At 64.3% G+C, this 23578-nt stretch carries 26 protein-coding genes; 11 read left to right on the top strand and 15 right to left on the bottom strand.

All coding sequences use genetic code 11. The annotated features are described in order from the left end of the window. From E7Z53_RS17700 to E7Z53_RS17685, 4 genes are all read right to left on the bottom strand, one after another. Positions 1 to 1422 carry an AAA family ATPase gene (locus E7Z53_RS17700; protein WP_176338454.1) on the bottom strand — a complete coding sequence of 474 codons (1422 nt, stop codon included), beginning with the start codon at positions 1420 to 1422 and terminating at the stop codon, positions 1 to 3. Further along, positions 1422 to 2993, bottom strand: coding sequence for a hypothetical protein (locus tag E7Z53_RS17695; protein ID WP_176338453.1), 1572 nt, complete (start codon positions 2991 to 2993; stop codon positions 1422 to 1424). The genes E7Z53_RS17700 and E7Z53_RS17695 overlap by 1 nt, the downstream gene beginning before the upstream one ends. Then, the gene (locus tag E7Z53_RS17690; protein ID WP_255219669.1) at positions 2990 to 3421 is read right to left on the bottom strand and encodes a hypothetical protein; all 432 of its coding nucleotides are present in this window, start codon (positions 3419 to 3421) and stop codon (positions 2990 to 2992) included. Before E7Z53_RS17690 ends, E7Z53_RS17695 begins: the two co-directional genes overlap by 4 nt. Positions 3422 to 3621: 200 nt before the next feature. Continuing rightward, positions 3622 to 4749 (bottom strand): transglycosylase SLT domain-containing protein, encoded by a 1128-nt coding sequence (locus tag E7Z53_RS17685; protein WP_369598018.1) that lies wholly within the window; start codon positions 4747 to 4749, stop codon positions 3622 to 3624. 171 nt (positions 4750 to 4920) lie between these two features. Here E7Z53_RS17685 and E7Z53_RS17680 point away from each other — a divergent pair, with 171 nt between their 5' ends. After that, complete coding sequence (locus E7Z53_RS17680) at positions 4921 to 5277, top strand: ArsR/SmtB family transcription factor (protein WP_176338451.1); 357 nt, start codon at positions 4921 to 4923, stop codon at positions 5275 to 5277. A 101-nt stretch (positions 5278 to 5378) separates the two neighbouring features. Here the strand turns inward: E7Z53_RS17680 and E7Z53_RS20500 are convergent, their stop codons facing one another. From E7Z53_RS20500 to E7Z53_RS17660, 4 genes are read right to left on the bottom strand one after another with little or no spacing between them, the layout of a single operon-like run. Next, complete coding sequence (locus E7Z53_RS20500) at positions 5379 to 5801, bottom strand: hypothetical protein (protein WP_255219668.1); 423 nt, start codon at positions 5799 to 5801, stop codon at positions 5379 to 5381. Between the two features lie 11 nt (positions 5802 to 5812). Further along, entirely contained in the window at positions 5813 to 6406 is a 594-nt protein-coding gene (locus tag E7Z53_RS17670) for a hypothetical protein (protein ID WP_062737182.1), read from the bottom strand. Then, positions 6403 to 7404, bottom strand: a complete 1002-nt coding sequence (locus E7Z53_RS17665; protein WP_176338450.1) for a hypothetical protein — start codon at positions 7402 to 7404, stop codon at positions 6403 to 6405. The genes E7Z53_RS17670 and E7Z53_RS17665 overlap by 4 nt, the downstream gene beginning before the upstream one ends. Beyond that, positions 7404 to 7733, bottom strand: a complete 330-nt coding sequence (locus tag E7Z53_RS17660) for a hypothetical protein (RefSeq protein ID WP_176338449.1) — start codon at positions 7731 to 7733, stop codon at positions 7404 to 7406. The genes E7Z53_RS17665 and E7Z53_RS17660 overlap by 1 nt, the downstream gene beginning before the upstream one ends. A 349-nt stretch (positions 7734 to 8082) precedes the next feature. Between E7Z53_RS17660 and E7Z53_RS17655 the strand changes: the two genes are divergently transcribed. The 5 genes from E7Z53_RS17655 (at position 8083) to E7Z53_RS17635 (ending at position 13631) form a co-directional block, all read left to right on the top strand. Continuing rightward, positions 8083 to 8298 (top strand): hypothetical protein, encoded by a 216-nt coding sequence (locus E7Z53_RS17655; RefSeq protein WP_047802221.1) that lies wholly within the window; start codon positions 8083 to 8085, stop codon positions 8296 to 8298. A gap of 164 nt (positions 8299 to 8462) precedes the next feature. Further along, a complete protein-coding gene (locus tag E7Z53_RS17650) occupies positions 8463 to 9746 on the top strand; it encodes a hypothetical protein (RefSeq protein WP_176338448.1) in 1284 nt (427 codons plus the stop codon). A 106-nt stretch (positions 9747 to 9852) separates the two neighbouring features. After that, the gene (locus E7Z53_RS17645) at positions 9853 to 11757 is read left to right on the top strand and encodes a DUF262 domain-containing protein (protein WP_176338447.1); all 1905 of its coding nucleotides are present in this window, start codon (positions 9853 to 9855) and stop codon (positions 11755 to 11757) included. 167 nt (positions 11758 to 11924) lie between these two features. After that, positions 11925 to 12350 (top strand): LexA family protein, encoded by a 426-nt coding sequence (locus tag E7Z53_RS17640; RefSeq protein ID WP_176338446.1) that lies wholly within the window; start codon positions 11925 to 11927, stop codon positions 12348 to 12350. Positions 12351 to 12371: 21 nt separating this feature from the next. Next, a complete protein-coding gene (locus tag E7Z53_RS17635; RefSeq protein WP_369598017.1) occupies positions 12372 to 13631 on the top strand; it encodes a Y-family DNA polymerase in 1260 nt (419 codons plus the stop codon). 389 nt (positions 13632 to 14020) lie between these two features. On the opposite strand, the gene E7Z53_RS17630 is transcribed toward E7Z53_RS17635, so the two are convergent. Beyond that, positions 14021 to 14320 (bottom strand): hypothetical protein, encoded by a 300-nt coding sequence (locus E7Z53_RS17630; RefSeq protein ID WP_176338444.1) that lies wholly within the window; start codon positions 14318 to 14320, stop codon positions 14021 to 14023. Further along, positions 14314 to 14949, bottom strand: a complete 636-nt coding sequence (locus tag E7Z53_RS17625; RefSeq protein WP_058874560.1) for an AAA family ATPase — start codon at positions 14947 to 14949, stop codon at positions 14314 to 14316. Before E7Z53_RS17625 ends, E7Z53_RS17630 begins: the two co-directional genes overlap by 7 nt. A gap of 487 nt (positions 14950 to 15436) precedes the next feature. On the opposite strand from E7Z53_RS17625, the gene E7Z53_RS17620 reads away from it, so the two are divergent. Together E7Z53_RS17620 and E7Z53_RS17615 are read left to right on the top strand one after the other, a co-directional pair. Then, complete coding sequence (locus E7Z53_RS17620) at positions 15437 to 15622, top strand: hypothetical protein (RefSeq protein ID WP_176338443.1); 186 nt, start codon at positions 15437 to 15439, stop codon at positions 15620 to 15622. Further along, positions 15619 to 15969, top strand: a complete 351-nt coding sequence (locus tag E7Z53_RS17615) for a hypothetical protein (RefSeq protein WP_176338442.1) — start codon at positions 15619 to 15621, stop codon at positions 15967 to 15969. The genes E7Z53_RS17620 and E7Z53_RS17615 overlap by 4 nt, the downstream gene beginning before the upstream one ends. A 469-nt stretch (positions 15970 to 16438) precedes the next feature. Here the strand turns inward: E7Z53_RS17615 and E7Z53_RS17610 are convergent, their stop codons facing one another. From E7Z53_RS17610 to E7Z53_RS17600, 3 genes are all read right to left on the bottom strand, one after another. Then, positions 16439 to 16768 carry a histone-like nucleoid-structuring protein Lsr2 gene (locus tag E7Z53_RS17610; RefSeq protein WP_176338441.1) on the bottom strand — a complete coding sequence of 110 codons (330 nt, stop codon included), beginning with the start codon at positions 16766 to 16768 and terminating at the stop codon, positions 16439 to 16441. A gap of 393 nt (positions 16769 to 17161) precedes the next feature. Then, complete coding sequence (locus E7Z53_RS17605) at positions 17162 to 17905, bottom strand: hypothetical protein (RefSeq protein ID WP_176338440.1); 744 nt, start codon at positions 17903 to 17905, stop codon at positions 17162 to 17164. Between the two features lie 54 nt (positions 17906 to 17959). Next, a complete protein-coding gene (locus E7Z53_RS17600; RefSeq protein ID WP_176338439.1) occupies positions 17960 to 18187 on the bottom strand; it encodes a DUF2188 domain-containing protein in 228 nt (75 codons plus the stop codon). Positions 18188 to 18703: 516 nt separating this feature from the next. Here E7Z53_RS17600 and E7Z53_RS17595 point away from each other — a divergent pair. Further along, entirely contained in the window at positions 18704 to 20386 is a 1683-nt protein-coding gene (locus E7Z53_RS17595; protein WP_176338438.1) for an N-6 DNA methylase, read from the top strand. Here the strand turns inward: E7Z53_RS17595 and E7Z53_RS17590 are convergent. Both E7Z53_RS17590 and E7Z53_RS17585 read right to left on the bottom strand, forming a co-directional pair. Then, positions 20383 to 21369: a restriction endonuclease gene (locus E7Z53_RS17590; protein WP_217905927.1), complete on the bottom strand. Its 987-nt coding sequence runs from the start codon at positions 21367 to 21369 to the stop codon at positions 20383 to 20385. The genes E7Z53_RS17595 and E7Z53_RS17590 overlap by 4 nt on opposite strands. 53 nt (positions 21370 to 21422) lie before the next feature. Beyond that, on the bottom strand, positions 21423 to 21656 hold the full coding sequence (locus E7Z53_RS17585) for a helix-turn-helix domain-containing protein (protein WP_369598016.1): 234 nt from the start codon (positions 21654 to 21656) through the stop codon (positions 21423 to 21425). A 125-nt stretch (positions 21657 to 21781) separates the two neighbouring features. Here E7Z53_RS17585 and E7Z53_RS17580 point away from each other — a divergent pair, with 125 nt between their 5' ends. Together E7Z53_RS17580 and E7Z53_RS17575 are read left to right on the top strand one after the other, a co-directional pair. Further along, positions 21782 to 22264, top strand: a complete 483-nt coding sequence (locus E7Z53_RS17580; protein ID WP_176338435.1) for a hypothetical protein — start codon at positions 21782 to 21784, stop codon at positions 22262 to 22264. A gap of 137 nt (positions 22265 to 22401) precedes the next feature. Further along, a complete protein-coding gene (locus E7Z53_RS17575; RefSeq protein ID WP_369598015.1) occupies positions 22402 to 23361 on the top strand; it encodes a hypothetical protein in 960 nt (319 codons plus the stop codon). Positions 23362 to 23578: the final 217 nt, after the last annotated feature.

Raw genomic sequence — 23578 nt, 5'->3', positions numbered from 1 at the left:
TCACAGTCCCTCCCGCACTGCTGCCCCGGCGCGCAGCCAGGCCCGGCGGGTGGCCGGGGTCATCGCCGTGAATCGCACCCGACCCTCCACCAGCGCCCGGTCATAGGGGATCGTGACCACGGCACGGGCGTAGGGAGCGAATTCGGCGGCCAGTTCCGTGGCCTTGGTCTTCTGGTGGCCGGGCTCGCAGCACAGCACCACCACTACCGCGTTGCGCGCGAGGTCCTGGGTGTGGGTGTCTCCGGCGTGCAGGGCGGCCAGCACCCGGGAGGCGCCTTCGGCGGCGTCGTCGACGGATTTCACCGGGATCACCACCTGATCGGCGTGGCCGATCATCGCCTGCCAGTTCGCTCCGCGTTCGGTGTTGCCCGAGTCCATCACGATGGCCCGGTAGTACTTCGCGGCCACCGCGTGCAGCCGGTTCACCTCGTCCCCGGTGACCATGTGTCGCTCCTGGTCCCCGGAGCGGTCATCGGAGCGCAGCACGTCGTACCGGTCGGCCGGCTGGTGGTGGACGTACCCCGACAGATCCCCCACCCGGGCGTCAGAGGTCATGAAGTGCTCGGTGCGCCCGAGCAGATCCACCACGGCCGCCTCATGCCCGGCATCGAAGGTGCGCCAGCCCAGGGAGCCCAGGGAGTTGTTGTTGTCCCAGGCCAGCACCCCACCACCGGAGAGGCGGGCGAACACAGCGGCCAGGCAGATGACCGTGGGGGTCTTGCCGGCCCCGCCCTTGGGGTTCAGGACCGCGATCGTGCGCGGCCCGGCCCAGTGGGCCGACACCGCGGCCTCGTCCTTCCGCTGGCTTAGCTCCGCGGCCGAGGGTGCCAGGCTCAGACCCAACTGGTTCAGCGCACCACGCCACCCGCTCTGGGCCGGGGCGTCCACCTCGGGGCGGTCCACGAAGGACGGCAACGGCTCCCGCCGGTTGCCAGCCGCCTCGGACTCCGCCACGGCCTGAGCCGTGGAGGGGCGGCCGCCGAGGAACGGATTAGGTGCGGGAGCAGCCGCCGCAACCGGTGCAACAGCCTGATCCTCCTCAGTCGCAGCAGCCACCGGGGCCGTCTCCACCGACGCCGGCACCACCGACTCCACCGCAGGCACCGACTCAGGCTCAGGAGACTCGACCGGGGCAGCCACCGGCTCCACCGTGGCCACGGACTCAGCTGGGGCCTGCACGGTGGTTGGTGCCGCGCTCTCCTGCCGGGAGGTGCCATCGGCGCCGACCAGGAATGTGCGGGACCCGGAAGGGTCCTCGATGTGCAGCTGCATGTCCTGGTTGGTCTGCTCCGCCAGGGTCTTTGCCGTGGCCATCACCGAGCGGCGGGCATCGCCCACGGAAGAGTGGTTCTCCCGGGTCGTCTCCCCGTCGGTGTCCAGGTGCACGGCACCGGTGGAGTCGATCGTCGCGGTCATTCTCATCAGGGGGTCTCCTTGGCAGTGGGGGTAGGGCTCGCAGTCGGTGACGTGCTGGCAGTTGGCGAAGGGCTGGCTGTGGGGGTGGGGCCGGTCTTGACCAGGGCGTAGAGGGAGCCATCGGTGGACCCGGCCACCCGGGTCATCGCCATTCCGTTGTCGGTGATGACGTCGGGCACCGCCGCCTGGTCAGCTCTGGTGGTGGCTTCGGTCGCCCCGTCGCGGGTGACCTGGGTCTGCTTGCCGTCATCGGTGACCCAGGCGCAGCCGGCGGCCAGCGTGGCTTGACCATCGAGGCGGTGGGCGGTGGTGGCTTCCACATCGACCAGCACCGTCGAGGCCAGCAGCAGCCCGTGGACCCGATCGGTCTGCACGGCGGAGGTGGTGATCTGGTTCCCGTCGAGTTCGCGCACCGCGACCTGCTTCACCGCGGTGACGTCGGTGGCCTCATCGACGTCGTAGAACCCGACGACCGTCTGCTTCCCGTCCTTCCAGGCCGCCACCACCCGGCCCTCCACGCTGCCGAGCACGGCGGTCAGCTCCGCGCCCTTAGCCGGGGCCGGCAGGGTCGCCGGCTTGGGCAGGGCCGCGGAGTCGGTGCCGACCCGCCACACCTTCCCAGCCTTGGCATCAGTAGCGATCAGGTCCTCCCCCTGGGCCTCCAGGGGCTTGGCGGCCGCCGGAACCACCCGGGAGACGGTGGACCCGTCCGCCTTCACCAGCAGGGACTTCTTGGTGGGCAGATCCAGCCGGGGCACCGTGCCACCGTCCAAGACCACGGTCGCCTCCTGGGGGACCTCCACCCGGATCGGGTCCGAGGAGTCCGGGGTGAACAGCACCAGCTCCTTGCCCGTGGCGGCCGCCAACCGGGTCTGCCCGTCCACGGTGAACACCGCCAGCTGGGTCACGGTGAACGGCGCGGACCGGATCCACTGCTCCACACCCGTAGCCGGATCGTGGCCGATGAGCTTGCTGCCGTCCACGCTGACGGGGCGGCCATCCCAGTCCAGGACCGCCTTCACCTGGGACCCGGACATGGGCGTGGCCCAGGCGCCGTAGGTGTCCCACCCGGCCGGGGCCGGCACCGGCAGCTGCGCTGGGGGCGGGGTGTGCACCACCGCGACCGGCTCCCCGTCGCCCTCGGTCAGGTTCATCGCCACCGAGGTACCGGCCGTCAGGGCCAGGATCCCGACGCTGCCCCAGATCGCCAGGGCACGACGGCGCTGGTTCCCGGACCGGGCACCCGACTTGCGTGTGCTGGCGCTGCTCCCGCCCTGCCGGACCCCATTGCTGGTGGCAGGCCCGGGACCAATCGGGGGCTCGTACTCCTCCAGGGTGCCCAGCTCGGCGTCCACGACCATCTCGAACACGGACCCGTCCTCGGTGTGACCCTGCACCCGGCACGCCTTCAACCCCAGCCGCCGGCACGCCTCGGCGGCCGCATCCGCGGCCACCTCGTGAGTAGCACCGGCATCGAGCACCGGATAGGTCAGCACCTCCCCGTTGGCATCGGCCACGATCTGCTCCGCCCCGAAGGCCAGGGTGATCACCGGCCATGTGTGGACTGCCGGGCTCACGAGGCGGCCTCCCCAGCGGGCAGGTCGTGGGACTGGTGGCCCACGACCTCCCAGGCCCCGGAGTGCTTCTCCAGGTAGATCGTCACGTGCCGGGTGCCGGTGCCCTCGGCCGGTTCCCCGTCGCGGCTGGCCCACCGCCAAGTCACCTTGTACGCCCGCACCGCCTTGTCCTGCCCGACGTCGCGGGTCACGTCCCCGATCGCCGACACCGCCTGGGCCCGGCTGTAGGCCCCGTGCTCGGACGGGCCGAGCCACGCACCCTGGGAGGAGTTGCGCTCAGGCTCGACCTGCTGCGCTGCCCATTCGTCCGACATGAGCGGCTTGGTGCGGATCGCGGCCGCCGTCTCGGTGCGATCGCTGGCCGTGTCCCAGGAGTGCAGCAGGAGCGCAGCCGCTCGGGCGGTGGAGTCCACATCGGAGCGGTCCACGTCCTGAATGCGCGGGAAGGTCCCATCCCCGGGCACGTCCGGGGTGGGGAAGCTGCTCGATGTAGGCCAGGCGGCCGGAGATGAGCTGGCCGAGGCCGCAGCACTTGACGGGGCGGACGTCTCCTGTGCCGGACTGGTTGAGCACGCCGCCAGGGGTAGGGCGAACAAAACCTGGGCAGTGATCAGGTGGGGGCGGCGGCTCATTGGGGCCACGCTCCTTTCTCTCGCAGGATCGGCTCGGGGTCGATGTTGAAGCCCTGATAGGGGAAAACGACGTCGGGGGCCCCGGGCCGGTAGATCTCAAAGTGCAGGTGCGTGGCCATGCCGAACTGTCCCCGGTTGCCCTCCGTGCCGATCACCTCACCGCGGGTGAGGCGCTGGCCCCTCTTCACGCCCCAGGAGTTCAGGTGGCAGAAGGCGAACCCAAAATCGGGATCGTCGTCGTTGTCGACCTTGGCGATCACGCACCCATCGGTGTCGTTGAACCCGGTGATCCGCAGATCAGTCGGGGCGATCACCGGCCCACCAGCCCCGGAACCGGCACCAGGGGTGGCGAAGTCCAGCCCCACGTGGTTCTGCGCCCACTGGGGCACCCCGGGCACATTGCGGCCCCCGTAGCCGGAGGTGAACTTCCCACCCGGCAGGGGCGCGGTCCACTCCCCGTCGCCCAGGTCCCCGTCCCATGCCTTGCCCCCGGTGGGGGCCTCACACCCGGGCGAGAACTCAATCTGTCCACCGGAGAGGATCGTCTCCACGTACCGCTCCGTTTCCGCGAACGGCGGCACACCTTTGTGCTGCTGCACCGCACCAGGCCCGGCGTTATAAGCAGCCAAGGTCAGGCGCACCAACTGGTCAGCGTCATCACCAGCCAAGGGCTTCACCTCATTGCGCAGCGTTGCCATGTAGCGCCCATAGGCGGGAATCGCGTCCTCGGGATCAGTCACGTCCCCGCCCTCGCCGTAGGCGGCCCAGGTGTCGGGCATGAACTGGGCGATGCCCTGCGCTCCAGCGGGGCTGCCGGCGTTCGGGTTCCAATTCGACTCCGCCTTCAGCTGGGCAGCGACCACGCTCACCGGCAACCCGGCCGTCCTGGCGGCCTCCTCCACCAGTGGACCCCACCCGTTAGGGACGTTGATCACCCCGTCCTCGGGGTCCTCGTCGGAGACGACCGTGGCAGGGACGCATCCGCTACTGGCCGATGCCTGCATGTCCGCCACCAGGGCGAGACCGGCCACACCCACGACAGGCACACCGATCGCCATCACGCCGACCAGCGCCAGGACGGCGATAGCCAGAGTGGATGAACCGTGGGACTCCTCGTCTTCCACACGTCACCTCCCTTCCCAGCGTCAATCCATTTGGCTGTTTTATACAGCTATAAAAGTTGTAGCACGTCTTGGATGTATAAAACGGTCAAAACACGTTCAGCTCGTGGCGGTATGGGTCTCGAGCCTGAGGCGCGATGTCAGTTGCGTGTGAGGTGTTGCGGGTGCGACACAATGAATTCCGTGCCGTCCGTAGTTCGCCCCGCAGGTCAGCCTGATCTTGTTGCCGAAGCCGCCAAGGTGTTCGGCAACACCGTCCGGTTGTCGATCATCAATGCCCTCCGGCAGGGGCCGGCGCTACGTGCGGACCTGGTGGAACGAACGGGGCTCCCGGCCAAGACTCTCGGTGCTCAGTTGACCGAGCTGGAGGCCATGGATGCCGTGAAGGCGGAGGCGCAGCAGAGCCGTGGCCGGCCGATGCTGTACTACGCGAATCACGCGCGGCTCGAGAGGCTGCTGTCTGCTCTCACGCAGTATGTCCTGGCGGATGTGCGGAGTGCGGGTGCGGAGACGCCCATCGAGCCTCACTGATGTCTTCCCATGTCTGGGCGCCCTTTCCGATCCGTGTTGAACATGTTCAACACGGATCCTACGGGCAGTCCGTCTAGGGCTCAAATGCTGTGCGGCGCGGTCTATCTCTCGCGCTGATCCTTCTCAATAACGTCCAGGATCGCCTGGAGGCCTTCGGGGTCGATCTGACCAAGAGCCCGGGCGGCGAAGTTACGGACCTCGGCCCGTCGGAGGGCGCGGACCGTGTGGAGTTCTTGCTCGACCTGCTGAGGGAGCGGCCCGTCCTCCTGCACGAGGTATCTCGGGTCCACTCCGAACACTTCCCCCAGTGCCCGGAGCAGTTTCTCGTCGGGGCGTACCCGGGTGTCTGCGGTCTTGAGGTAGTGCCATTTCGTGCGCGAAATGGCCACGCCGCGGTCTTTGAGGCCTTGCTGGATCGTGGTGAAGTCGTAGGGCTGGCCGGCTTCGGTGCGCAGGGTGTCCAACAGCAGGTTGATCTTGTCGGCCAAGATCTGGGCTGAGCGTTCCCGGTTGGCGTCCCCCACGTGGTTTCTCCTCATGTCACGATCCAGGCGTAGATGCTGCCCAGGAAGGCCAGCCCGTAGATGAAGCCTGAGATCACCTGCGGACCGGTGTGGTCCTGGAGCCGGATGCGGCTCCAGCACACTGCCAGGCCCACCGGAACGAACAGCAGCCCGACCACACCCCAGGATGTTGTCAGGGCAACAATAGTTCCGCCCATCATCATGCCGTGCCCGGAGATCTTCCACCACGGACTCACCACAGCGATCACCAGCCCGGCCAGGAACGTGGCCACGAGCAGCGCCACGATCTCGATCGGTCCCTGCAGCAGGATCGCCGCCGTGAGGTAGCTGAGGACCAGCACCAGCACCCCGGCCATCACCGGGCGGCGGTGCTCCTTCACACTCACGTGGTGGTCGGTGAGGATCCCTCGGCGCACCAGCATGAGGACCACGGCCAGCGGAACCCCGCACACGATCAGGGCCGCGCTGATTCCCCACCACAGCGAGGCCGCAGAAGGGTTCGCCCCCCAGGGCAGCGCGATGAGCAGTGCGGCCAGCAGCACCGGAGGCTGGAAGGCTTCCGTGGCGGTTCTCTCCCAGCGGGGGACGACGATTGAGGTGCTCATGATGTGAGTTCAAATCTCCTCTCGGCGGCCTGCAGGGCACACCGTTGCTTGTCCGACAGGCCCGCGTTCTCGGCCCGCAGGGCGTCTTCGACGGCGATGACGGCACTGTAGAGAACCGTCTGGGGATCAGCCGAGAGGGCGCTGGACCAGCCTGGAGGGCGTCCACCAGGGCTCCACCGGTCCGCGCCGAGGTGGGCCCACACCGGGGCGATCCTCAGGATGTCCATGCGCAGACCCATCTTCAGGCGCCGGCCTTGGGCGTAGAGACCCAGCCACGCCACGGCCAAGCACACCAGCACGGCCCCGGGCAGGAAGACCGGGCCGAACGAGGCCCGCAGGGCCACAGCTACAGCATCCCACGTGCCTGAATACCCGAGGACTGCGTAGCCGGCCTCGAGTGTGCAGCCGAGCACGAGCAGAGAACCTCCCACACCCAGGCCGAGCAGCCCCGGCCACAGCAGGCGGTCGTGCCCATGCTGGCGCAGGGTGAGTTCCCGGAAGGCGACACGGGCAACATCGGCGGCGTTCCAGGCTCCCATCACCATGATGAGCAGCGTGTAGACCAGGGTGCCGCCCTGGGCAAGGTGGTCCGGAATGAACGCTCCCGAGGTCGGGCCCCGGTCGATCGAGAAGAACGCTGCCGTCAGTCCCAGCAGCAAGGCGCTACCTATGGCGGCCTCCCGCAATGTCCGCGACCGGCTCCAGTGCCTGCGCTGCAGGGACTGGACGAGGGCCGCCCGCAGGCACCATACGGCGCTGAGTGCGAGCAGGTTGCGCACCAAATGGAAGATGTTCTCCCCGCCCAGCCACGCATCCACGGTCCGTTCGGGAACCATGACCCCGTTGGCCGAGAAAGCCAGCGCCGCCAACGCCGTGCCCACCCAGACGAAGTCCACTCGGCGTCGCCGCGCCACTCGTGGCAGACGAACGACCACTGCCACGGCGGCGAAGAGGAACGCCACGGCCTTGAGCAGACTCAACACCGCTCCGAGGCTCATCAGAAGGCCTCGAGCAGAGGATCCACCTGCTGGGTCAGTCGGGCGGCCAACCTCGTGGCGGCGTTCTCTGCCGCGATCTCCTGGGCCGTCCAGGTCGAGGAACGCCCGAGAAGGGTCTTGATCCGCCGGGAGCCCCCGATGTGGGCGAAGGCGTTCCCCAGCGTCAGCTCGCATCCACCGTGCATGAGGAGGATGTGTCCGTACTCGTGCAGGATCACGTGCCGGCGCAGCAGCTCGCTCTCCCCGGCAGCATGGAAGATCCAGGACCGCTCAGCCTTCTCCAACCACAGCCCAGTGACGTCCTGACCCAACCCCGCCGGCGCTGGCATGATGTGGATGGGCTTGCCGTGCCGACGCTGCACCTCCAGATGAAGACCCTCCCAGGTGAGATGGTCCGGCAACTCAGCCAGCACATCGGAGTCGGAACGGGAAACAGTTCCCCCTAGCCAAGACATGCCCTCCAGGCTACCCGGAACTTGAACATGTTTATGTTGAACATGTTCAACATGTATTAGGGTGGATGCATGTCGTGCGGCACTTTGCGCCCGGCCGTAGATGACCAAGGCCATCGCTGCTTGCCTCGTTTGCCGGAGGGATCGTGTACCGGAGGGATGAAAAATCACCGAGACACACCTGATACCGCTATCGGTAGCAGTGTCGATATGCCATGATCGACCCATGACCGAGTACCAGCAGCCGAAGTTGCAGGGCCACAAGGTGGCCCTGATGGCGCGTGTGTCTCCAGAACAGCACCGCGCGGCGATCGAAGCATCGCATCAGGCGGGGCTCAGCATGGCCGAGTACATCGGCGCCTTGATCGACCGCGACGCTGGAAGGTCCAACAAGCTCGACAATAGGGAGGAGCCGCGCCTACCGCTGGCTAATTCCGCTTAAACGACTGACGACCCGCCTGGCAGGGCGGGCCGTCGAAGTCATTCGGCTGTCTCAGGTCGCCAAACTCGCGACAGCCGTTCCAACAGCTAACTGAATCGAATCTGTCATGAACCCAATACCAGGGGACTGTTGTGTCCCCTAGTGTACCTGAGGCGCGTCCGCAAATGGACCCCTCATCACTCAACCGCGCCGATTTTCGGTCACACTCCTCCCTCGAGACTGCCCTCGAGGCCCCCGCGGAGCTCCCCTCGCACCGTCGACGGGTGCGGGTGGCCTATGAACGCTCCAAGGCCGTGGTGCTGCGCGCCGTGCCCAAGGGCTGCCGTCTGGCCCGGCACGTGGTCGCGTGGAAGCGCGCCGTCCTGGAGCATCCGGGCCTGGAGCTGATGCGTGCCGATGGCCGGGCCAATATGGCTGCCCTGATCGAGGTCATCGCCGTGCAGCAGGACCCCGGCTCGCGGACCTGGCGCACCACCTGGGGATGGGTCGCTGAGCGGCTCGGGGTGCACGAGGACTCGGTGGGTCGGATGATCCGCCGGCTCAAGGACTGGGGGCTGCTGGCAGTGGTGGCCACCGGCCGCTCCGCGGCCTACACCCCGCGGTCCACGGGCAAGAAGCAGGGTGAGGCCCCCGTCTACGCCCTGACCGTCCCCGCACCTCCGGCTCCTGCACCCACTCCGGCCGAGAAGACGGAAGAGGAGGCAGCGGCGGTTGTGGATATAAATGTCGGCCCGGTCCCCCCGGAGGGGGTATGTTCTCCCCCGCACGCGCGCGAAGGACTTTCCCAAATGGACGCGGCTCCGCCGCGGCCCTCTACCAAGGCCGCCGCACAGCGGCGGGAGGTCCAAGCCGCCCTGGGACAGCGGACAGCTCCGCTGTGGCCAGCTCATGCGACGGTTCAGCCTTCGAGGTTGGGGGCGGCCCGGTCGGATTGGAAGCAGGCTTATCGTTGTGCGGGGTTGGAGATCCAGCACCATGCGCTGGTGCTGCGCCGGATCACCACCGCCTACGTGGTCTCGGTGGCCAAGGCCCACTTCGAGGCCGGCTGGAGTGTCGCCGACGTGCTCCACGCCCTGGACTGGGCACCTAACGGCCAGCGCTACCCCCACGACGCGGTCACCGGGATCGAGCACCCCGGGGCCTGGTTCACCGCCCGCCTACGCGCCTGGACCCACCCCGACGGCACCCCGCACCGCTCCCCCGATCAGCGCCAGGCGGCTGAGGCCGAGCAGCGCCGGGCCGAAGCGGTCGCGGCCGCCGCCCGCCACGCGGCCCGGCAGGAAGCTGCTGCAGCCGCCACCGAGGATGCCGGGGCGGAGGGCGTGGCCGTTAGGTCGGCTGATGAGGTGCCGGTGGCGCGGCGTCCGCTCAGGGAGCGGTACGCGGCAGCCTTTGCTGCAGGCCTAGCGGAGGCGGCACGGCGAAGCTCGTTCTCCGGTGAAGCCTAAGGAATTGCTGGCTCTCTGCGTGGGTGCGCAACCCTGTCTGGCGAGTTGAGTAGGTTGATTTCAATTGCAACGACCGTCGCGCAGCGGCGGAGGGGGAAGGTGTGCCGTGCAGGCCGATACCAAAGAGCTGAAGCAGATTCTGACCGCGGAGGGCCGGTTCGTGATTCCGACGTTTCAGCGTGATTACGAATGGACTCAGGAGGGGCAGTGGCAGCTGTTGTTCGAGGATCTCGACACGGTGGCCGGCCGCTTGGGGGCAGCCCGAGCCCAAGCGGAAGCGACGGGGTCCTCGAAAACCAAGGCGGAGAAGGAAGTGGCTCCCCACTTTCTGGGTGCAGTGGTGTGTGATCAGCTGCCCTCCCCCGCCGGTGGGCTGAGCTTGTCTGCGGTCATTGATGGCCAGCAGCGGCTCACGACGCTGCAGCTGCTGGTGCGCGGGGTGTTGGACGTGCTGCAGGAGTCTGAGTCGCCGCGGGGCCGGCAGGTCAAGCGTCTGCTGCAGAATCCCGAGGATGTGGTCGATGAGCCTCATGAGCGCTACAAGCTGTGGCCGCGGCGCAAGGATCGCGAGGTGTGGCCGGTGGCGATGGCTGATGCGGTTCCCCAGTACAGTGCCGAGGACCACCTGTATCTGCAGGCCCGCCGTTTCTTCGCCGAGTCCGTGCGCGAGGTCATCCTGGATGTGGACGGCCGGGACCGCATCGATGACCTCGTGGATGCCTTGCTGGACCTGTTCAAATTGGTGGTCATCGACTTGGACGACAATGACGATGCCCAGGTCATCTTCGAGGTCCTCAACGGCCGCCAAACCCCCCTGTCTGCCTCGGACCTGGTCAAAAACCTGCTGTTCCTCCGCGGGGAACTGGCCAACGAGCACGAGCTCGAGGCTCTTTACGACGCCTACTGGGCCGATTTCGACGAGGGGTGGTGGAAGAAGCAGATCGGCACCGGTCACGCTGCCCGCGCGCGGCGCGATGTGTTGCTGTCGGTGTGGCTGACCGCGGTCTCGGGGAGCGAGGCCAGCGTGGGTCACCTCTACGGGGAAGTCCGGCAGTACTTGGCTGGGGGTGAGCGCACGACCGAGGACATCCTGATCGAGCTGGCCGCTTACGGGCGGGCCTACAAGGCCATCTACGGCGCCTTGGACCCCGGCTCCACGGAACTGGCCCGGGCCTACGGCAACCTCGAGACCCTCAAACTCCAGACCGCAGTGCCGTTGCTGGCTTGGTTGCGCACCCTCCACTCAGCACGGCTCTCCCCGGCCGATCACGAACGCGCGGTGGGCGCGGTGGAATCCTGGGTGATCCGTCGGATGATCCTTGGGGTCAATACCCGTGGCTACAACGCGGCGTTCATGAGCGTGCTCAAGAGCGCGCAGGCGGCTGCCAAGGATCCGGAAGCCAATATCGCCGATGCCATCGTCGAAGCCCTCTCTGCTGGGCCGAACTCCCTGGCCTGGCCCACTGATTCTGAGATCACCCAGGTCTTCGCCCAGGAACGGATCTATGGCCGGTTCACCCAAGAGCGCATCCGCCTGCTGCTAGGGGCCATCGATGCACGAATGCGTGCTGAGAACCCGAAGACCGAGCCAGCGGTCTTCGACTACACCAAACTGCAGATCGAGCACCTCATGCCGCGACGCTGGGTCCAGCACTGGCCCCTGCCAACTGAAGTACTCGACGACCCGGTTCAGCGGGAACTGGCCACCACCGAACGCACTGCCGTGGTGCACCGCATTGGCAACCTCACCCTGGTGACCTCCGCGTTCAACCAAGGCGTCTCCAACCTCGGCTGGCAGCACAAACGCCCCGAGCTGGCCGCCCACGCAGCCCTGCAACTGAACCTCCCCCTCGCAGATGTCGAGCACTGGGATGAGGCCGCCATTACCGCCCGCGGACAGGCACTGGCGGCAATCGCCTGCCGGGTCTGGCCTCACGGCACGAGTCAGCTCAAAGAACGAACCGAGGCTAAGCACGCTCACATCGGCGCGCACGACCTTGGTGGTAATTGATCCTTTCCACTCGTAGCAGCGAGGGCTCTGCGTTCCCGGCGCAGGGCCCTCGCCATATCTGGGACACATCAAGCTTCAGGGCATCAAACCTAGCCAGCTGGTAATCCAGTACTAATGAATAGGCGTATGTCGCTTTACTGTCGAATAAGTGTTCTACTATGGCGTGCATGAGACCCCCCGTGCCGCTGACCATTGACGACCCGGTGCTGGTGAACGCGGTCCTGGTCCGGGTCCCGGCCGGGTTCCCCTCCCCCGCCCAGGACAGCTTCGACGACGGGCGGATCGACCTCAACGAGGTGTTGATCCGCGATGTCACCTCCACCTACCTCTTCCGCGTCACCGGGGACTCCATGGAAGGCATCGGGATCTACAACGGGGACGAAGTCCTGGTGGACCGTTCCCTCACTCCCCGGGACGGCAACGTGGTGATCGCGGTGCTCGATGGGGACTTCACCATCAAAACCCTCCACGTTCACCCGGACCGGGTCGTGCTGCACCCGGAGAACCCGGCCTACCCCGACGTCGAAGTCCCGTCGTTGAGTGAGCTGGTGGTCTGGGGTGTGGTGGTCTACGGCATCCGCCACGTCAACTGAATTGGCCGGTGGTGGTGTGTGGTGATCGCTCTGGTGGACGTGAACAACTTCTACGCCTCCTGCGAGGCGCTCTTCGAGCCCTCCCTGGCCGGTAAGCCGCTGGTGGTGCTGTCCAACAACGACGGGTGCGTGGTCGCCCGCTCCCCCGAAGCCAAAGCCCTCGGCATTCGGATGGGTGACCCCTGGTTCCAGCTGCGCGCCGACGCTAAACGGTGGGGGCTGATCAAGCGCTCCTCCAACTACCAGCTGTACGCGGATCTGTCCGAGCGGGTGATGCTGCTCCTGGCCGGCCACGCCCTCGGCCAGGAGGTCTACTCCATCGACGAGTGCTTCCTCCTCCCGCCCGAGGGCACCCCGGCCGAGCAGACCCGGTGGGCGCGCCGGCTGCAAGCCACCGTGGCCCGCAACGTCGGGCTGCCGGTAAGCATCGGGATCGCCAGCTCGAAGACGCGGGCCAAGATCGCCACCGAGACCGCGAAGAAGCTGCCCGCCACCGGTGGGGTCGTCCACTGGGACCAGGCCCCGGACGGGTACTGGGACCGACTCCTGGAGGCCCTGCCAGTCACCGAGGTCTGGGGCATCGCGGGACGGCTGGCGAAACGCCTGGAGGCGATGGGCATCAAGACCGTCGCCGACCTGCGTGATGCCGACCCGGTGGCCATCCGTCACAAGTTCTCCGTGGTGCAGATGCGCACTGTGCTGGAGCTCAACGGCTTCCCCGCCATCCCCGTTGAGGACGAGGTCGCCACCAAGCAGCAGATCTTGGTCTCCCGGTCGTTCCCGGACCCGATTCACGACCCGGAGGTCGTCGGAGCCGCGGTGGCAGAGTTCGCCCAACGCGCCTCCCGCCGGCTGCGCACAGAGGGCGAGGTCACCGGGCGTCTCACCGCCTTCGCCAGCACCTCCCCGCACCGGCCCGGACCCACCCACAATGTCTCGGCGCACGTGCGCCTGGCCGTGCCCACCAACGAGCCCACTCCCCTGGTGGCCGCGGCCCGGGCGGCCCTGGTGCCCAAACTGATGCACGGCATGTCCTACATGCGTGCCGGCATCCTCTGCACAGACCTTGCCCCCGACGGAGCCGTCCCCGTCCTGCCCGGAGTGCTCGAACAACCTGCCCCCCTCGGGGAGCTCATCGACGAGGTGAACCGCCGCTTCGGCACCGGCACCCTCGCCCTGGGTCGCACCGGCGCCCACTCCCCCACCCCCTGGACCAACCGCCAAACCGACCTCTCCCCCAGATACACCACCGACTGGAACGAAATACGCACCGTCAGCTGACCGATAACTCACGACTCCGGGGTGCTTCAGGAAATGGCAGCTGTCATACATCTTCTTGGTATTGGTTGGTCGTCGAATCACTTGAGGGGTACCGCCAAGAGTGGCACCACATCAGTTACGTATAAGTGTGGTACTAGTGTGGTACTAGTACGGTATGGTGCTAGTGAGCTCGGTCCTCTTGGGCTGGCCACTCCCCACTTCGTATTCGCACTGACCACTACCCCAGTCGACTTCCTCGGATGGTGTAGTGGTTGCGGGATTCCTAGGAGAGGATTCGCTACTTCACAGCGATGACTGGACATGGAGGTGCCGTACCGACCATTGTCGATACGGCACCACGTTGGTACTGAGTTAGTACCAATACCACACCAGTGTGGTATTGGTAGCGCCTACTTAAAGGGCACGTTCTGGCCGTATCGCTCCTCGAGCACCGGCCATACAAGCTCTTCAATCAACTTCTGCTGAGAGGTGTCCTCAGCTTCAGCGGCATAGTTAAGCAAGGCGTGCTGGGTGTTGTTGAATCGGAAGTTGTACCCCTTCACCTTGGCTCCGATGCGTGCCCGCCGCTTCCACGGCTTCAGGGGTGGCCCCTGTTCGGGGACATCGGATCCAGAGCGTTCGGCTGCCGCTGCAAACCGCTCGATCTCTTCCTCGCGATTGGTGGCAACCGGGCCACGTTTCCTCACCATGAGAAGACCTCCTGGGTCAGCAGCTGGATCTCGGCCTTGGCTTTGGCATCGCGCATTTCTACGACTCCCTTGCCGTCGGCCAGGCAGTCGGCGAAAGCCTTGCGCTGATGCAGCACGGTTTCAGCGAGTCGCACACGGGGGAAGTCCTCGAGGTATGACTGGGCTTCTTCTCGCTCCTTGGTAAATACGTTCGAGGAGACAAAATTCAGAACCAGCATCGACTTGAGGTCCTCGTTGAAGTCTTGGGCACCTTCGACCGTCTCCAGAAGGCCGGCCACAGCGTCCAAGTCAGCTTGGGTGGCTCGCGTGGGGCTGATCAGCATGTCCGCGGCAGTGAGCGCTGTGCGCATCTCCTTGGAATCCTTGCCTGGGACGTCGACCAAGATGTGATCGAACTTAGGTCGGAACTCTTCCAGGAACTTATGTAGTGATCCCGATTTCTGTACGGACTGTATCGAGGGGAGTCCGGCTTCTTCTCGGTCAGTGGTGAAGTTCGAGGTCGTGCGGATGGTGGGGTCAGCGTCGACCAGCAGTACGTCTTTTCCCTGCCGTTGCAGCTCAACGGCCATGTTGACGGTAAGCGTCGACTTGCCCGTTCCGCCCTTCTGATGCCCAAAGACAATGATCATGGCACCACAGTAACACCATTGTGATGCTATTCAAGTACCAGACTAGTACCACACCAATGTCATATTAGTGTGGTACTAAAGACATGTCATCGTTGGAAGTATTTTCTGTGCCTGCGGGGGGAGCCCGCGGTGCCCAGCGGGTGGCACCTCAACCTCCGGGTGATTCCCTCGGCCCGCAATGTCTCCAACCGCGAGGCCGACCGGGCCGATCACGCAGAGCTGCGGCTGAAGATTTCTCTGACCGGTCTTCAGGCGGATGTGGTGGTCATCGACTGCCCCAACTGCCAGGGCGGCCCGCTCACCCTGTCGGCGCTGAATGCGGCGGACACCGTGGTCTACGCCGCCACCGCCACCAGCGACGGCATCGACGGGGTGGACGGGGCCCGGCGCACGATCGCCCAGTTCTCCCCGGCACCGCCAGCAGCTGGGCGCCCCGGACACCCTCACCGAGGCCGGCATCGTGGTCGGCGGGGTGAAGGAAACCATCATGAGCCGGGCGGCGGTGGCCAGCCTCGAGGAGCTCCGTGCCACGGGGTTGTTCCTGGAGCCGTTGATCCCGGACCGGGCCATCGTCCAGGAGGTGCGGATATCGGGGGAGTGGTACGGCCAGTACCGCAAGGACTCCCGGGTGCTGGATGCCTACACGGCGATCGCGAAGAAGGTGCTGCGATGACCGACAAGCCTGAGCGTCCCGCCTCACTGGCCCGCCGCCGGCCCCGACCGGCCCCGGATGAGCACATCGACCCGGTCGACTACACACCCCGACCCGCCACCACACCCCAGCCCGTGGCACCGGTGGTGTCGTCCCCGCTGGTGCAAGCGGCACCGGCGGCGGAGTCCCCGGTGGCGGCGCCGAAGCGGGGCCGTGGCCGGCCGCGCCGGGAACCCACGATCCAGCTGGGGGTGCGGGTGGCTCAGGACGTCTCCGATCTGATCGAGGAGCTCACCGAGCACGACGGCACCGCCCGTGCGGTGATCGAGAACGCCGTGCGCGCCTACGCCCAGCAGCTCAACCGATAACGCCCGCTCCTCGGCAGGGGAGGGGAGTGGGCCGCGGGCGGCTTTCCCATGGTCGGCGAGGAAGGAACCCGGCTCACCGTTGCTGGTGGGCCGGGTTCTCTCATGCTGGGGACAGGCGGCGGGATGGGGCGGGTGGTTCCGGGGGTCGTCGGACGACGCGGCTGCCCGCGCACCCTCCGTAGGAGCCAGGGCTGACCTCCAGCGAGGCCTATTCCCGGGCGCCAAAGGGACGACCAGCGCTGTCCACGCTGGACGCGGGGCGTCCCGGGGGCACCGTGGCCGGCAACGGATCGTCAGCCCGTCACTGGCTGCTCATCGTGCGGAGGGGCCACGATGAGGGTCCTCGTGCTCGAGCCCTGCCCCGAGACGATCCCCGGTGATGCCATGGCCGTGGCCGCCGGCATCAGAGCCCGCTGTCGCGGAGCACCCGGACAGGCCCGAGGGGGTGTCCGGGTGGGGGAGTGGAGGTCTACTGGGCGGCGTAGTAGGCGTCCTTGACGGACTGGTGAATCCGGCCGCGGTCGGAGACCTCGTACCCGTTCTCCTTCGCCCAGGCCCGGATCTTCGCCGTCTCCGGGTTACCACCGGTGGAGGAACGGGGCCCGGTGGTCCGGGCGGACTTGGACTGGGCCCGCCGGCCGGCGGCAGCGAAGGGGCGCAGGGCCTCCCGCAGCTTCTCCGCGTTAGCGGTGGAGAGGTCGATCTCGTACTGCCGGCCGTCCAGACCGAACTGGACGGTCTCCTCAGCAGGACCACCCTCGAGGTCGTCCTCCAGAATGATCTGCACGCTCTGGGCCATCACAACACCTTTTCCTTGATCTCGTTCTGTCTTCCGCCGGAATGCGCTCACTGTCTGGAACGCCAGCATCGGTTCACCTTCCCATAAGGTATTGGGGTAAGTCGAAGTGCCACCGGTGGGGATGAGCGTCTTCACGCACCGACTCACCCTACCGACAAAGGGCCATGGTTATTCAATTGCCTTTGGAAGCGGCGGGCGCGCTCACATAGACATCACTTACAGATATACCGATGGCCCGACGCATGCGTCGGGCCATCGGTATAGACGGACACGCCGGGCAGTGGGCGTTCCCTGCTGTTGGGAACGAGCGGCGGCCTCGGTAGGGATTGGAAGTTCGATCGAGTTTGAAATCGTCATAGACAAGTCGACCTTGCCGAGTCATCCAGCTGGTTGTCACCGCTTCCCAGCGGCTTGTTCCTCCCAAAGGCGCAGTAGGCGTGAATTAGGAACGGTGGAACGATTCCTGTAGCGCTTGTTCTTGCCGGCGAGTATCTCGGAGGCGAGCTGGTGGAGTTCCATGGCGGAGCTGCCACGCCAGTTCAGCTTCAGGGCTCCGGCCAGCAGTTCGTCCGCGGTGAAGGCATAGCCATGCTTTCGGAGTTGTTGCAGTCCGTCCAGGACGAAGTCGAAGTCGCTGGGGTGCCCCAGTCCCGTGCTGCTGTTGATGCTGCCTGTGAAGGCCTCCAGGGCCTCCCAGACGACGGGTTCGCGGACAGTGGGGTTGGCCGGGGGGACAACGTCTCCTCCCAGGTGTTCCGGGTGGTAAGCGTCCACCCAGGGCTGGAGCCACTCGTTATTAGCGGAGATCGCCACGATGGCGGAGGCACCTCGAAAATCCTCGGCCGCGACCAAGGACTCGACGTCGGGTCGGTACACAATTAACGGCCCCCGGGGGCTTTGATTGCTATTGGTGTGACGGTCGGTGCTGATGCGCACCCCGTGCTTCTCCAACTTCTGGAGCACGGGAACGTTCCGAATAGTGCTGCGCTGAGCAACCCGCAATCCGACGGACTCCCAAGCTCCGGTTTCACTGTGCTTGAAGGCCCACTTCAGGGCAGGGAGAACCGCATCCTCGGGTAGGGCGGGCAGAGCGACGTACGCGCGGGGGAAATCACGCTGAGGCTCGAACATCACCATGGGTGAGGGCCTACTTTCTCGGCTCGAAGCGTTGCACAACAGTCATGACCGGCTTTAGCCCTTTGGCGGGTGCGGGTCATTGCCGTAGGAGTTCTTCTCTCCGATGCGACCGTCTTTGTTCTTGATGACGTGCTCGGCGCCCCGGTCCACGGCCATCTGCCGTCCGGTTCGCTGGGCGTCCGCCTTCGTGGCCGACACATTGCTCGCGCGGCTGTTTCCATCGACCTTGTTTTTCCACACGCCGTCCTCGTTGTAGGTCGTGACGCTGGGCTTACGTGCCATGCCGTTCCCCTTTCGAGCATTAGTAACAGAGTGCTGTTCTCATGTATTCGAATGTACACAGGGGGTCAGACGGCCTAACTAGTGGCTATGCTCCTTGGCGCAGGACCGGATCTCGGCGGTCTCCCCCTGAAAGCCGGAGGTGCCGATGACGTGCTTGGGGCGCCCATTGCAGGTGAGGAATTTGCGGACGGCGGACACAAGGAGGTGCAAGTTCCGTGACGCCCGGTGCATGACCAGAACCTGGCTGATGGGTCATGGGGCCGAGCGCTAGCTAGCCCGCTGAGGCCGCCGTCAGCCGGGCCGGGCGCGGGATGCAGCGCCCTGAGGTAGCGTCAAATGCGCCGGTTGCTGCGAATATCGGGGGTCACACTAGCCGCCAACACCGCATTCCCCTAAGACTTCCATGCCAAGGTTCGTCTGGGTTCTCAACGACCCGTCCGAACCTAGCGTGACCGCTGTCAGCTGCTACTTATAGACTGCACGCGGCCCAACACGAGAAGCAACCGGAGGAGCCCCATGCTGACAGAGTCGGCATCAACTAAGCGCCACGGGAGGCACTACACCCCGACGGACTTGGCACTGTTCCTTGCGGAACGAGTTCTTCATCAGATAGGAGATCAGCAGGACGTACGAGTGCTTGATCCGGCCTGTGGCGACGGGGAGCTGTTGCTGGCGATTGACCAGGTCGCCAAGCAACGTAGACCTGACATGCGGCTTGAACTGGTCGGCTACGATTTGGATTCTGATGCCATCGCAGTGGCCGAAACGCGAGCCCGCGACCTTGACGTGGATGCCACGTGGCATCAAGGAGATTTCCTTGAAGCAGGGCGCGAATTGTCTCCAAGATCATTCGATGCAATTATTTCTAATCCGCCTTATGTGCGTACCCAGCAACTTGGGCAGGAGGCATCAAAAGCACTGGCCGCGGATTTCGGTTTGAAGGGGCGTATTGACCTTACCCATCCCTTTGTGACACTTTTTCCAGCTCTGCTACGTGATAACGGAGTGTTGGGCTTACTATGCTCCAACCGCTTCTTGTCGACTAAGGCGGGGGCGAACGTACGGGCCGTATTCCAAACGTCTCTGCAACCCGTCGAGCTGTATGACCTGGGTGACACCAAGCTTTTTCGCGCCGCCGTACTGCCCGCGATTGTCGTCGCACTGAATCAAGCGCCAGCACCTGAAGTCTCTTGTTACTTCTCATCGGCGTATGAAGATGAGAGTGGCCAACCGGATACCATAAAAGGCCTGTATGAATCGCTAACCAGCGACGGCGACACGACCGTAACCCATGAAGGTCGCACAATTTCCATTCGAGTTGGCACGCTAGTGCCTTCGACTTCCCCCGCTGAACCGTGGCGCCTCTCTCATAGATCTGGTGACGATTGGTTGCGAGCCATACGGAAAGCCACATGGAAGACCTTCGCTGATGTCGCCAAAATTCGGGTTGGCATAAAGACGACGGCAGACAGCGTATTCATATCCGACAATTGGGAGTCGGCGCGACCCGTTCCTGACAAAGACCTTCTCTTGCCTCTGGTCACGCAAGCTAACGTGACACCATGGAGGATCTCCAAGAATCTCGAGACTAAAGTGTTGTATCCATACGATCTCGGCTCAGTAAAGCGAGTTCTAGTGGATATGTCACTTTATCCAAGCAGCATGACCTATTTGGAAGGCCACTCCGAACGTTTGAAGGGCCGTAAATACGTTATCGAGAGTGGCCGAGAGTGGTATGAGATTTGGGTGCCTCAAAAGCCAGCAATGTGGTCGGTGCCTAAAATCGTGTTCCCTGACATAAGCGTGGACGCACGGTTTGCTTACGACAAATCAGGCGCCATTGTGAACGGAAACTGTTACTGGATCTCCGTTGCCGACATTGGTGACGAGGGTCTCGCATACTTAATGATCGCAGTAGCTAATTCCAGGCTGGGTGTTCGGTTCTACGATGAAGTATGTGGCAATAAACTGTACTCAGGTCGACGACGATGGATGACTCAGTATGTTGGGAAGCTACCATTGCCGGACCCGTCGCTTGACACTTCTCGCCGACTTATCGCGTTGACCAAAAGCATCTGCGAATCGGAAGGAGAAGTGACTCCAGGGGAACTAAGCGAAGTGGACCGCCTGGTGCGACAGTCCTTCGAAGGAGCCATGGATGTTGCGGTGACGGGTCCGGCCAGTGACACGCTGTTTTAGTTGAACCAGGGACCGGGAAGCCGCAACTGAAGTTTGGAGTTCGAAATTCTTCCTTGGAACTGCCGGAACTCCTTGAAAAAGTCCTTCCCTGTGACTACCACTAATTCTGTTACTGTAAATTTGGCGCCATCCCGGGCGGCATAGAATATGGCGTATCGCATGTCTCGGGCTGCAAGAATTCCATTGGTAGAAGCAACGGGAGCTGTGGACTCTGGTAGCTCAAGCCCCAGATCCACTGTCCTCGCTAGTTGCAGTTTAACTTCTAGTAGCTGAGAAAGAACATCGGGGAACTGCCCATTGTCGGCAAAGTGTGATAAGCCGAGTAGTTCGCATGCGTCTCTGTGTACGACGCTTCCCCTATTTCTTTCCTGCGTTAGTCCAGGGTCGATATAGGTGCGTCCTACGATTGCTTGCAATCTGGAATATATGGTAGCGATATCCAGCACGAGTCCAGGCTCGGGTAACGCTACAGGAGAGACTGCGTAGTCAAGTGTGAATGATGGTTGGAAAAGTCTCACAAGCTCATTGCTGTCAGTTTGGGAGACTAGTCGGGATCCTGAATTTTCGTTAATTCGGTTTGCCTGGTACTTTCGTGTCAGAGTTCCCGTCGTATCATATTGAGCAAGGTCGGCTCCGGCAATTACTTTTACATTTGATATTTGTCCCTCAATAAGAATAAGAATGATGTAGCGACGTGATGCATCAACTTCTTGATTCCAAATTTGGAGGTTGTTTGATTCCTGCGCGTAGACATCGGCGTTTATGTGGCTCAGTCTAGGGTTAACCCTTTGGAATGTTTTTGGGGCCACGTATCCTAAAGCTTCACAAACTAGGGTTTTTGCTACCTTGGATCGGGTGCGCACGGGTAGTCCATATAGGTCGTCGCGTCCTAATAACTCTTCCTTCAAAAGCACTTCGAGTTCATATGGCGTGTAAAAAAACCCGGTTAGCTCGGTGGCTGGCTCATCGTAGATGGAGGGCATCCCCTCCTGGATGTCTGATCGAACCATGAGGGCACTTTCTAGTGTGCCCGTCCTCATTCGAGCCCCTCGAATAGGTCTCGAACGCTGATGCCCAGTCCGGCCGCGTATTTTTTTAGGGTCAGGTACGTTGGATTGCGCTCTCCACGCTCGACGGCGCCGATATAGGTCCGGTGAAGACTTGAGGTGTTGGCAAGGGTGTCTTGCGATTTTCCCTTGGACTCGCGCAGCGCGCGGAGGTTGTCACCTAGCCTTCTGAGGGCAGTTGTGTCATCAGGATTTTGTTGCACTCGGAAATAGTGCCCAGTAGACACTCTAGAAGGCGACAGTCTATGAGTAGCATTGTCGTGCCTCATGGGCAGCACCTTGGCCGCCATCGCTAACGGCGGCGACCTCCATTTGAGTTAGCAATGAAGTGACCCCCAGCGGTCTGATCGCCGGGCAGGAACAGCACCACGTCTCCCGCGCCCACCATGAAGCAGCCCGGGCTGCCAAACCGCTCGCCACCGCGGTCGGAGAACCAGTGCCGGTCACCGCCGTGCTGGTACTCGTCGGCCTCATGCGCCTGACCATCAAGCAAAAGCCTGCCGGCGTCACCGTGCTCACTGACCGCCACCTGGTGCGATGGCTGCGCCGACGGTGTGCTGTCCTCCCCGTCGACATGATTACCCGGATCACCTCGGCCGCCGAGCGGACCGGAACCTGGCACGACAATCCCCAACCACCGCTGGTTCCTGCGGTGTTACAGCGTCGCTTCACCGACCTCCGCACGTCCGTGCGCACCGCCAGACGACGGCGCCAGCTGTGTCGGGCGGGGCTGCAATCGGGAGCCATCATCGCCCTGCTGGCATACGCCCCGCGCCTGATCGACGTCGTACTGAGCGCCGCCTTGTTCTAAGGCCTGGAAGCCGCGGGAGGATCGCATACCGGTGACACTGGCACACCAGCCCTGCCCCTGCGGTGGGCCCGGGACCGGCAAGCACGAACCCCGTGGTGTGATGGAGGGGTTCATTCCTTGCCCCCAAAGGATTCATCGTGACTCGCTCTCCCCGCCCGCGCCGGACCCCTACGGTGCACACCACCACACTGTTGGACCTCATCGGTGCGGATCTGCTCAAATCAGGGGAGAGACTGGGATCCACCCGTCCCTCGTGGCCTGCCCAGGCGTCGGTGAACGCCGACGGCAGCGTCAACTACGACGGCCAGTCCTATCGCACGCCCTCCGCGGCAGCACAGGCGGTGCGCGGAGGCAGGGCAACCAACGGATGGGTGATGTGGGCAGTCGAACGTGACGGCAGGAGGATCACTCTGGCCGTGCTGCGCGACCGCTTCGAAACCGGAGACACGACCGCCGGAAACCAACCCACCGCCGCCCCTGCCCCGGCGCCTCTGCCTCTCGCTGAAGGACCTGCTACGGGTGGGGAGAAGATCGACGAGGACGCCCCGGACCCCTCCGACGTCGTTCCCGCACCCGTCCCGCCGGAGGACACCACCGAGGACCCCGGCTTGATCACCTCCTTCGGGATGTTCTGGGAACGCGAAAAGGTGAACTGGAGCAAGGGCGCCCGAATTCTCGGACACCAGGCCGGCAGTGACAAGGACGTGGACTTCGCCCAACAGGTCGGCGTCTACCTGCTCCATGACGGAGCACGCACCGTCTACGTCGGACGCGTGTCCAAACCACGGCTGGGGCAACGCCTGTTCGACCACACCAAAGACCGGCTGTCCGGGCGCTGGGATCGGTTCTCCTGGTTCGGTCTGCGCCCGGTGCTCGCCAACGGTCGACTCGGGCGCGCTGCGGAGACCTTCGGGACGGACCTGGTGGTGGCCACCATGGAGGCCATCCTGATCGAAGGCCTCGAGCCCCCGCAGAACCGCCGTCAGGGCGACGGCATGACCGGACAGGAATACCAGCAGACGCCCGACGACCAGCTCCAGGGCCAGCACATGGTCGCCACGATGATGCGCCTCCTCCAAGGCCGCAACGATATTTAGTGGCTGCTCTCCATCCGTGTACCTCCAGGAATTCGGTGAAAGCGCTAAATCATTAAGATTCGAGGAAATTGGGTAGATACATACAATGAAAACTTCACTTCGGTTTCAATTAACGGAATGTGAACGTTGCCACGCAGAACGCGTACTAGGCAACCCGTGTGCGGATTGCGGCAAGAAGGCTCCAGTCTCGGAAGTCAATGGATACGTAGTAAAAAGG

Source organism: Kocuria salina, from assembly GCF_013368965.1.
GTDB lineage: Bacteria > Actinomycetota > Actinomycetes > Actinomycetales > Micrococcaceae > Kocuria > Kocuria rosea.
The sequence above is the reverse complement of the archived record's forward strand: the minus strand, read 5'-3'. Positions and strand labels throughout refer to the sequence as shown.

What these genes read in the sequence shown, in the direction of transcription:
- E7Z53_RS17665 (WP_176338450.1), bottom strand. Translation starts at nt 7,404, where the DNA reads ATGAGCCTCGGAGCGGTGTTGAGTCTGCTCAAGGCCGTGGCGTTCCTC.
- E7Z53_RS17600 (WP_176338439.1), bottom strand. Translation starts at nt 18,187, where the DNA reads ATGGCACGTAAGCCCAGCGTCACGACCTACAACGAGGACGGCGTGTGG.
- E7Z53_RS17590 (WP_217905927.1), bottom strand. Translation starts at nt 21,369, where the DNA reads ATGCCCTCCATCTACGATGAGCCAGCCACCGAGCTAACCGGGTTTTTT.
- E7Z53_RS17610 (WP_176338441.1), bottom strand. Translation starts at nt 16,768, where the DNA reads ATGGCCCAGAGCGTGCAGATCATTCTGGAGGACGACCTCGAGGGTGGT.
- E7Z53_RS17700 (WP_176338454.1), bottom strand. Translation starts at nt 1,422, where the DNA reads ATGAGAATGACCGCGACGATCGACTCCACCGGTGCCGTGCACCTGGAC.
- E7Z53_RS17650 (WP_176338448.1), top strand. Translation starts at nt 8,463, where the DNA reads ATGGACCCCTCATCACTCAACCGCGCCGATTTTCGGTCACACTCCTCC.
- E7Z53_RS17615 (WP_176338442.1), top strand. Translation starts at nt 15,619, where the DNA reads ATGACCGACAAGCCTGAGCGTCCCGCCTCACTGGCCCGCCGCCGGCCC.
- E7Z53_RS17625 (WP_058874560.1), bottom strand. Translation starts at nt 14,949, where the DNA reads ATGATCATTGTCTTTGGGCATCAGAAGGGCGGAACGGGCAAGTCGACG.
- E7Z53_RS17595 (WP_176338438.1), top strand. Translation starts at nt 18,704, where the DNA reads ATGCTGACAGAGTCGGCATCAACTAAGCGCCACGGGAGGCACTACACC.
- E7Z53_RS17680 (WP_176338451.1), top strand. Translation starts at nt 4,921, where the DNA reads ATGAATTCCGTGCCGTCCGTAGTTCGCCCCGCAGGTCAGCCTGATCTT.
- E7Z53_RS17660 (WP_176338449.1), bottom strand. Translation starts at nt 7,733, where the DNA reads ATGCCAGCGCCGGCGGGGTTGGGTCAGGACGTCACTGGGCTGTGGTTG.
- E7Z53_RS17620 (WP_176338443.1), top strand. Translation starts at nt 15,437, where the DNA reads ATGAGCCGGGCGGCGGTGGCCAGCCTCGAGGAGCTCCGTGCCACGGGG.
- E7Z53_RS17630 (WP_176338444.1), bottom strand. Translation starts at nt 14,320, where the DNA reads ATGGTGAGGAAACGTGGCCCGGTTGCCACCAATCGCGAGGAAGAGATC.
- E7Z53_RS17605 (WP_176338440.1), bottom strand. Translation starts at nt 17,905, where the DNA reads ATGGTGATGTTCGAGCCTCAGCGTGATTTCCCCCGCGCGTACGTCGCT.
- E7Z53_RS17655 (WP_047802221.1), top strand. Translation starts at nt 8,083, where the DNA reads ATGACCGAGTACCAGCAGCCGAAGTTGCAGGGCCACAAGGTGGCCCTG.
- E7Z53_RS17640 (WP_176338446.1), top strand. Translation starts at nt 11,925, where the DNA reads ATGAGACCCCCCGTGCCGCTGACCATTGACGACCCGGTGCTGGTGAAC.
- E7Z53_RS17670 (WP_062737182.1), bottom strand. Translation starts at nt 6,406, where the DNA reads ATGAGCACCTCAATCGTCGTCCCCCGCTGGGAGAGAACCGCCACGGAA.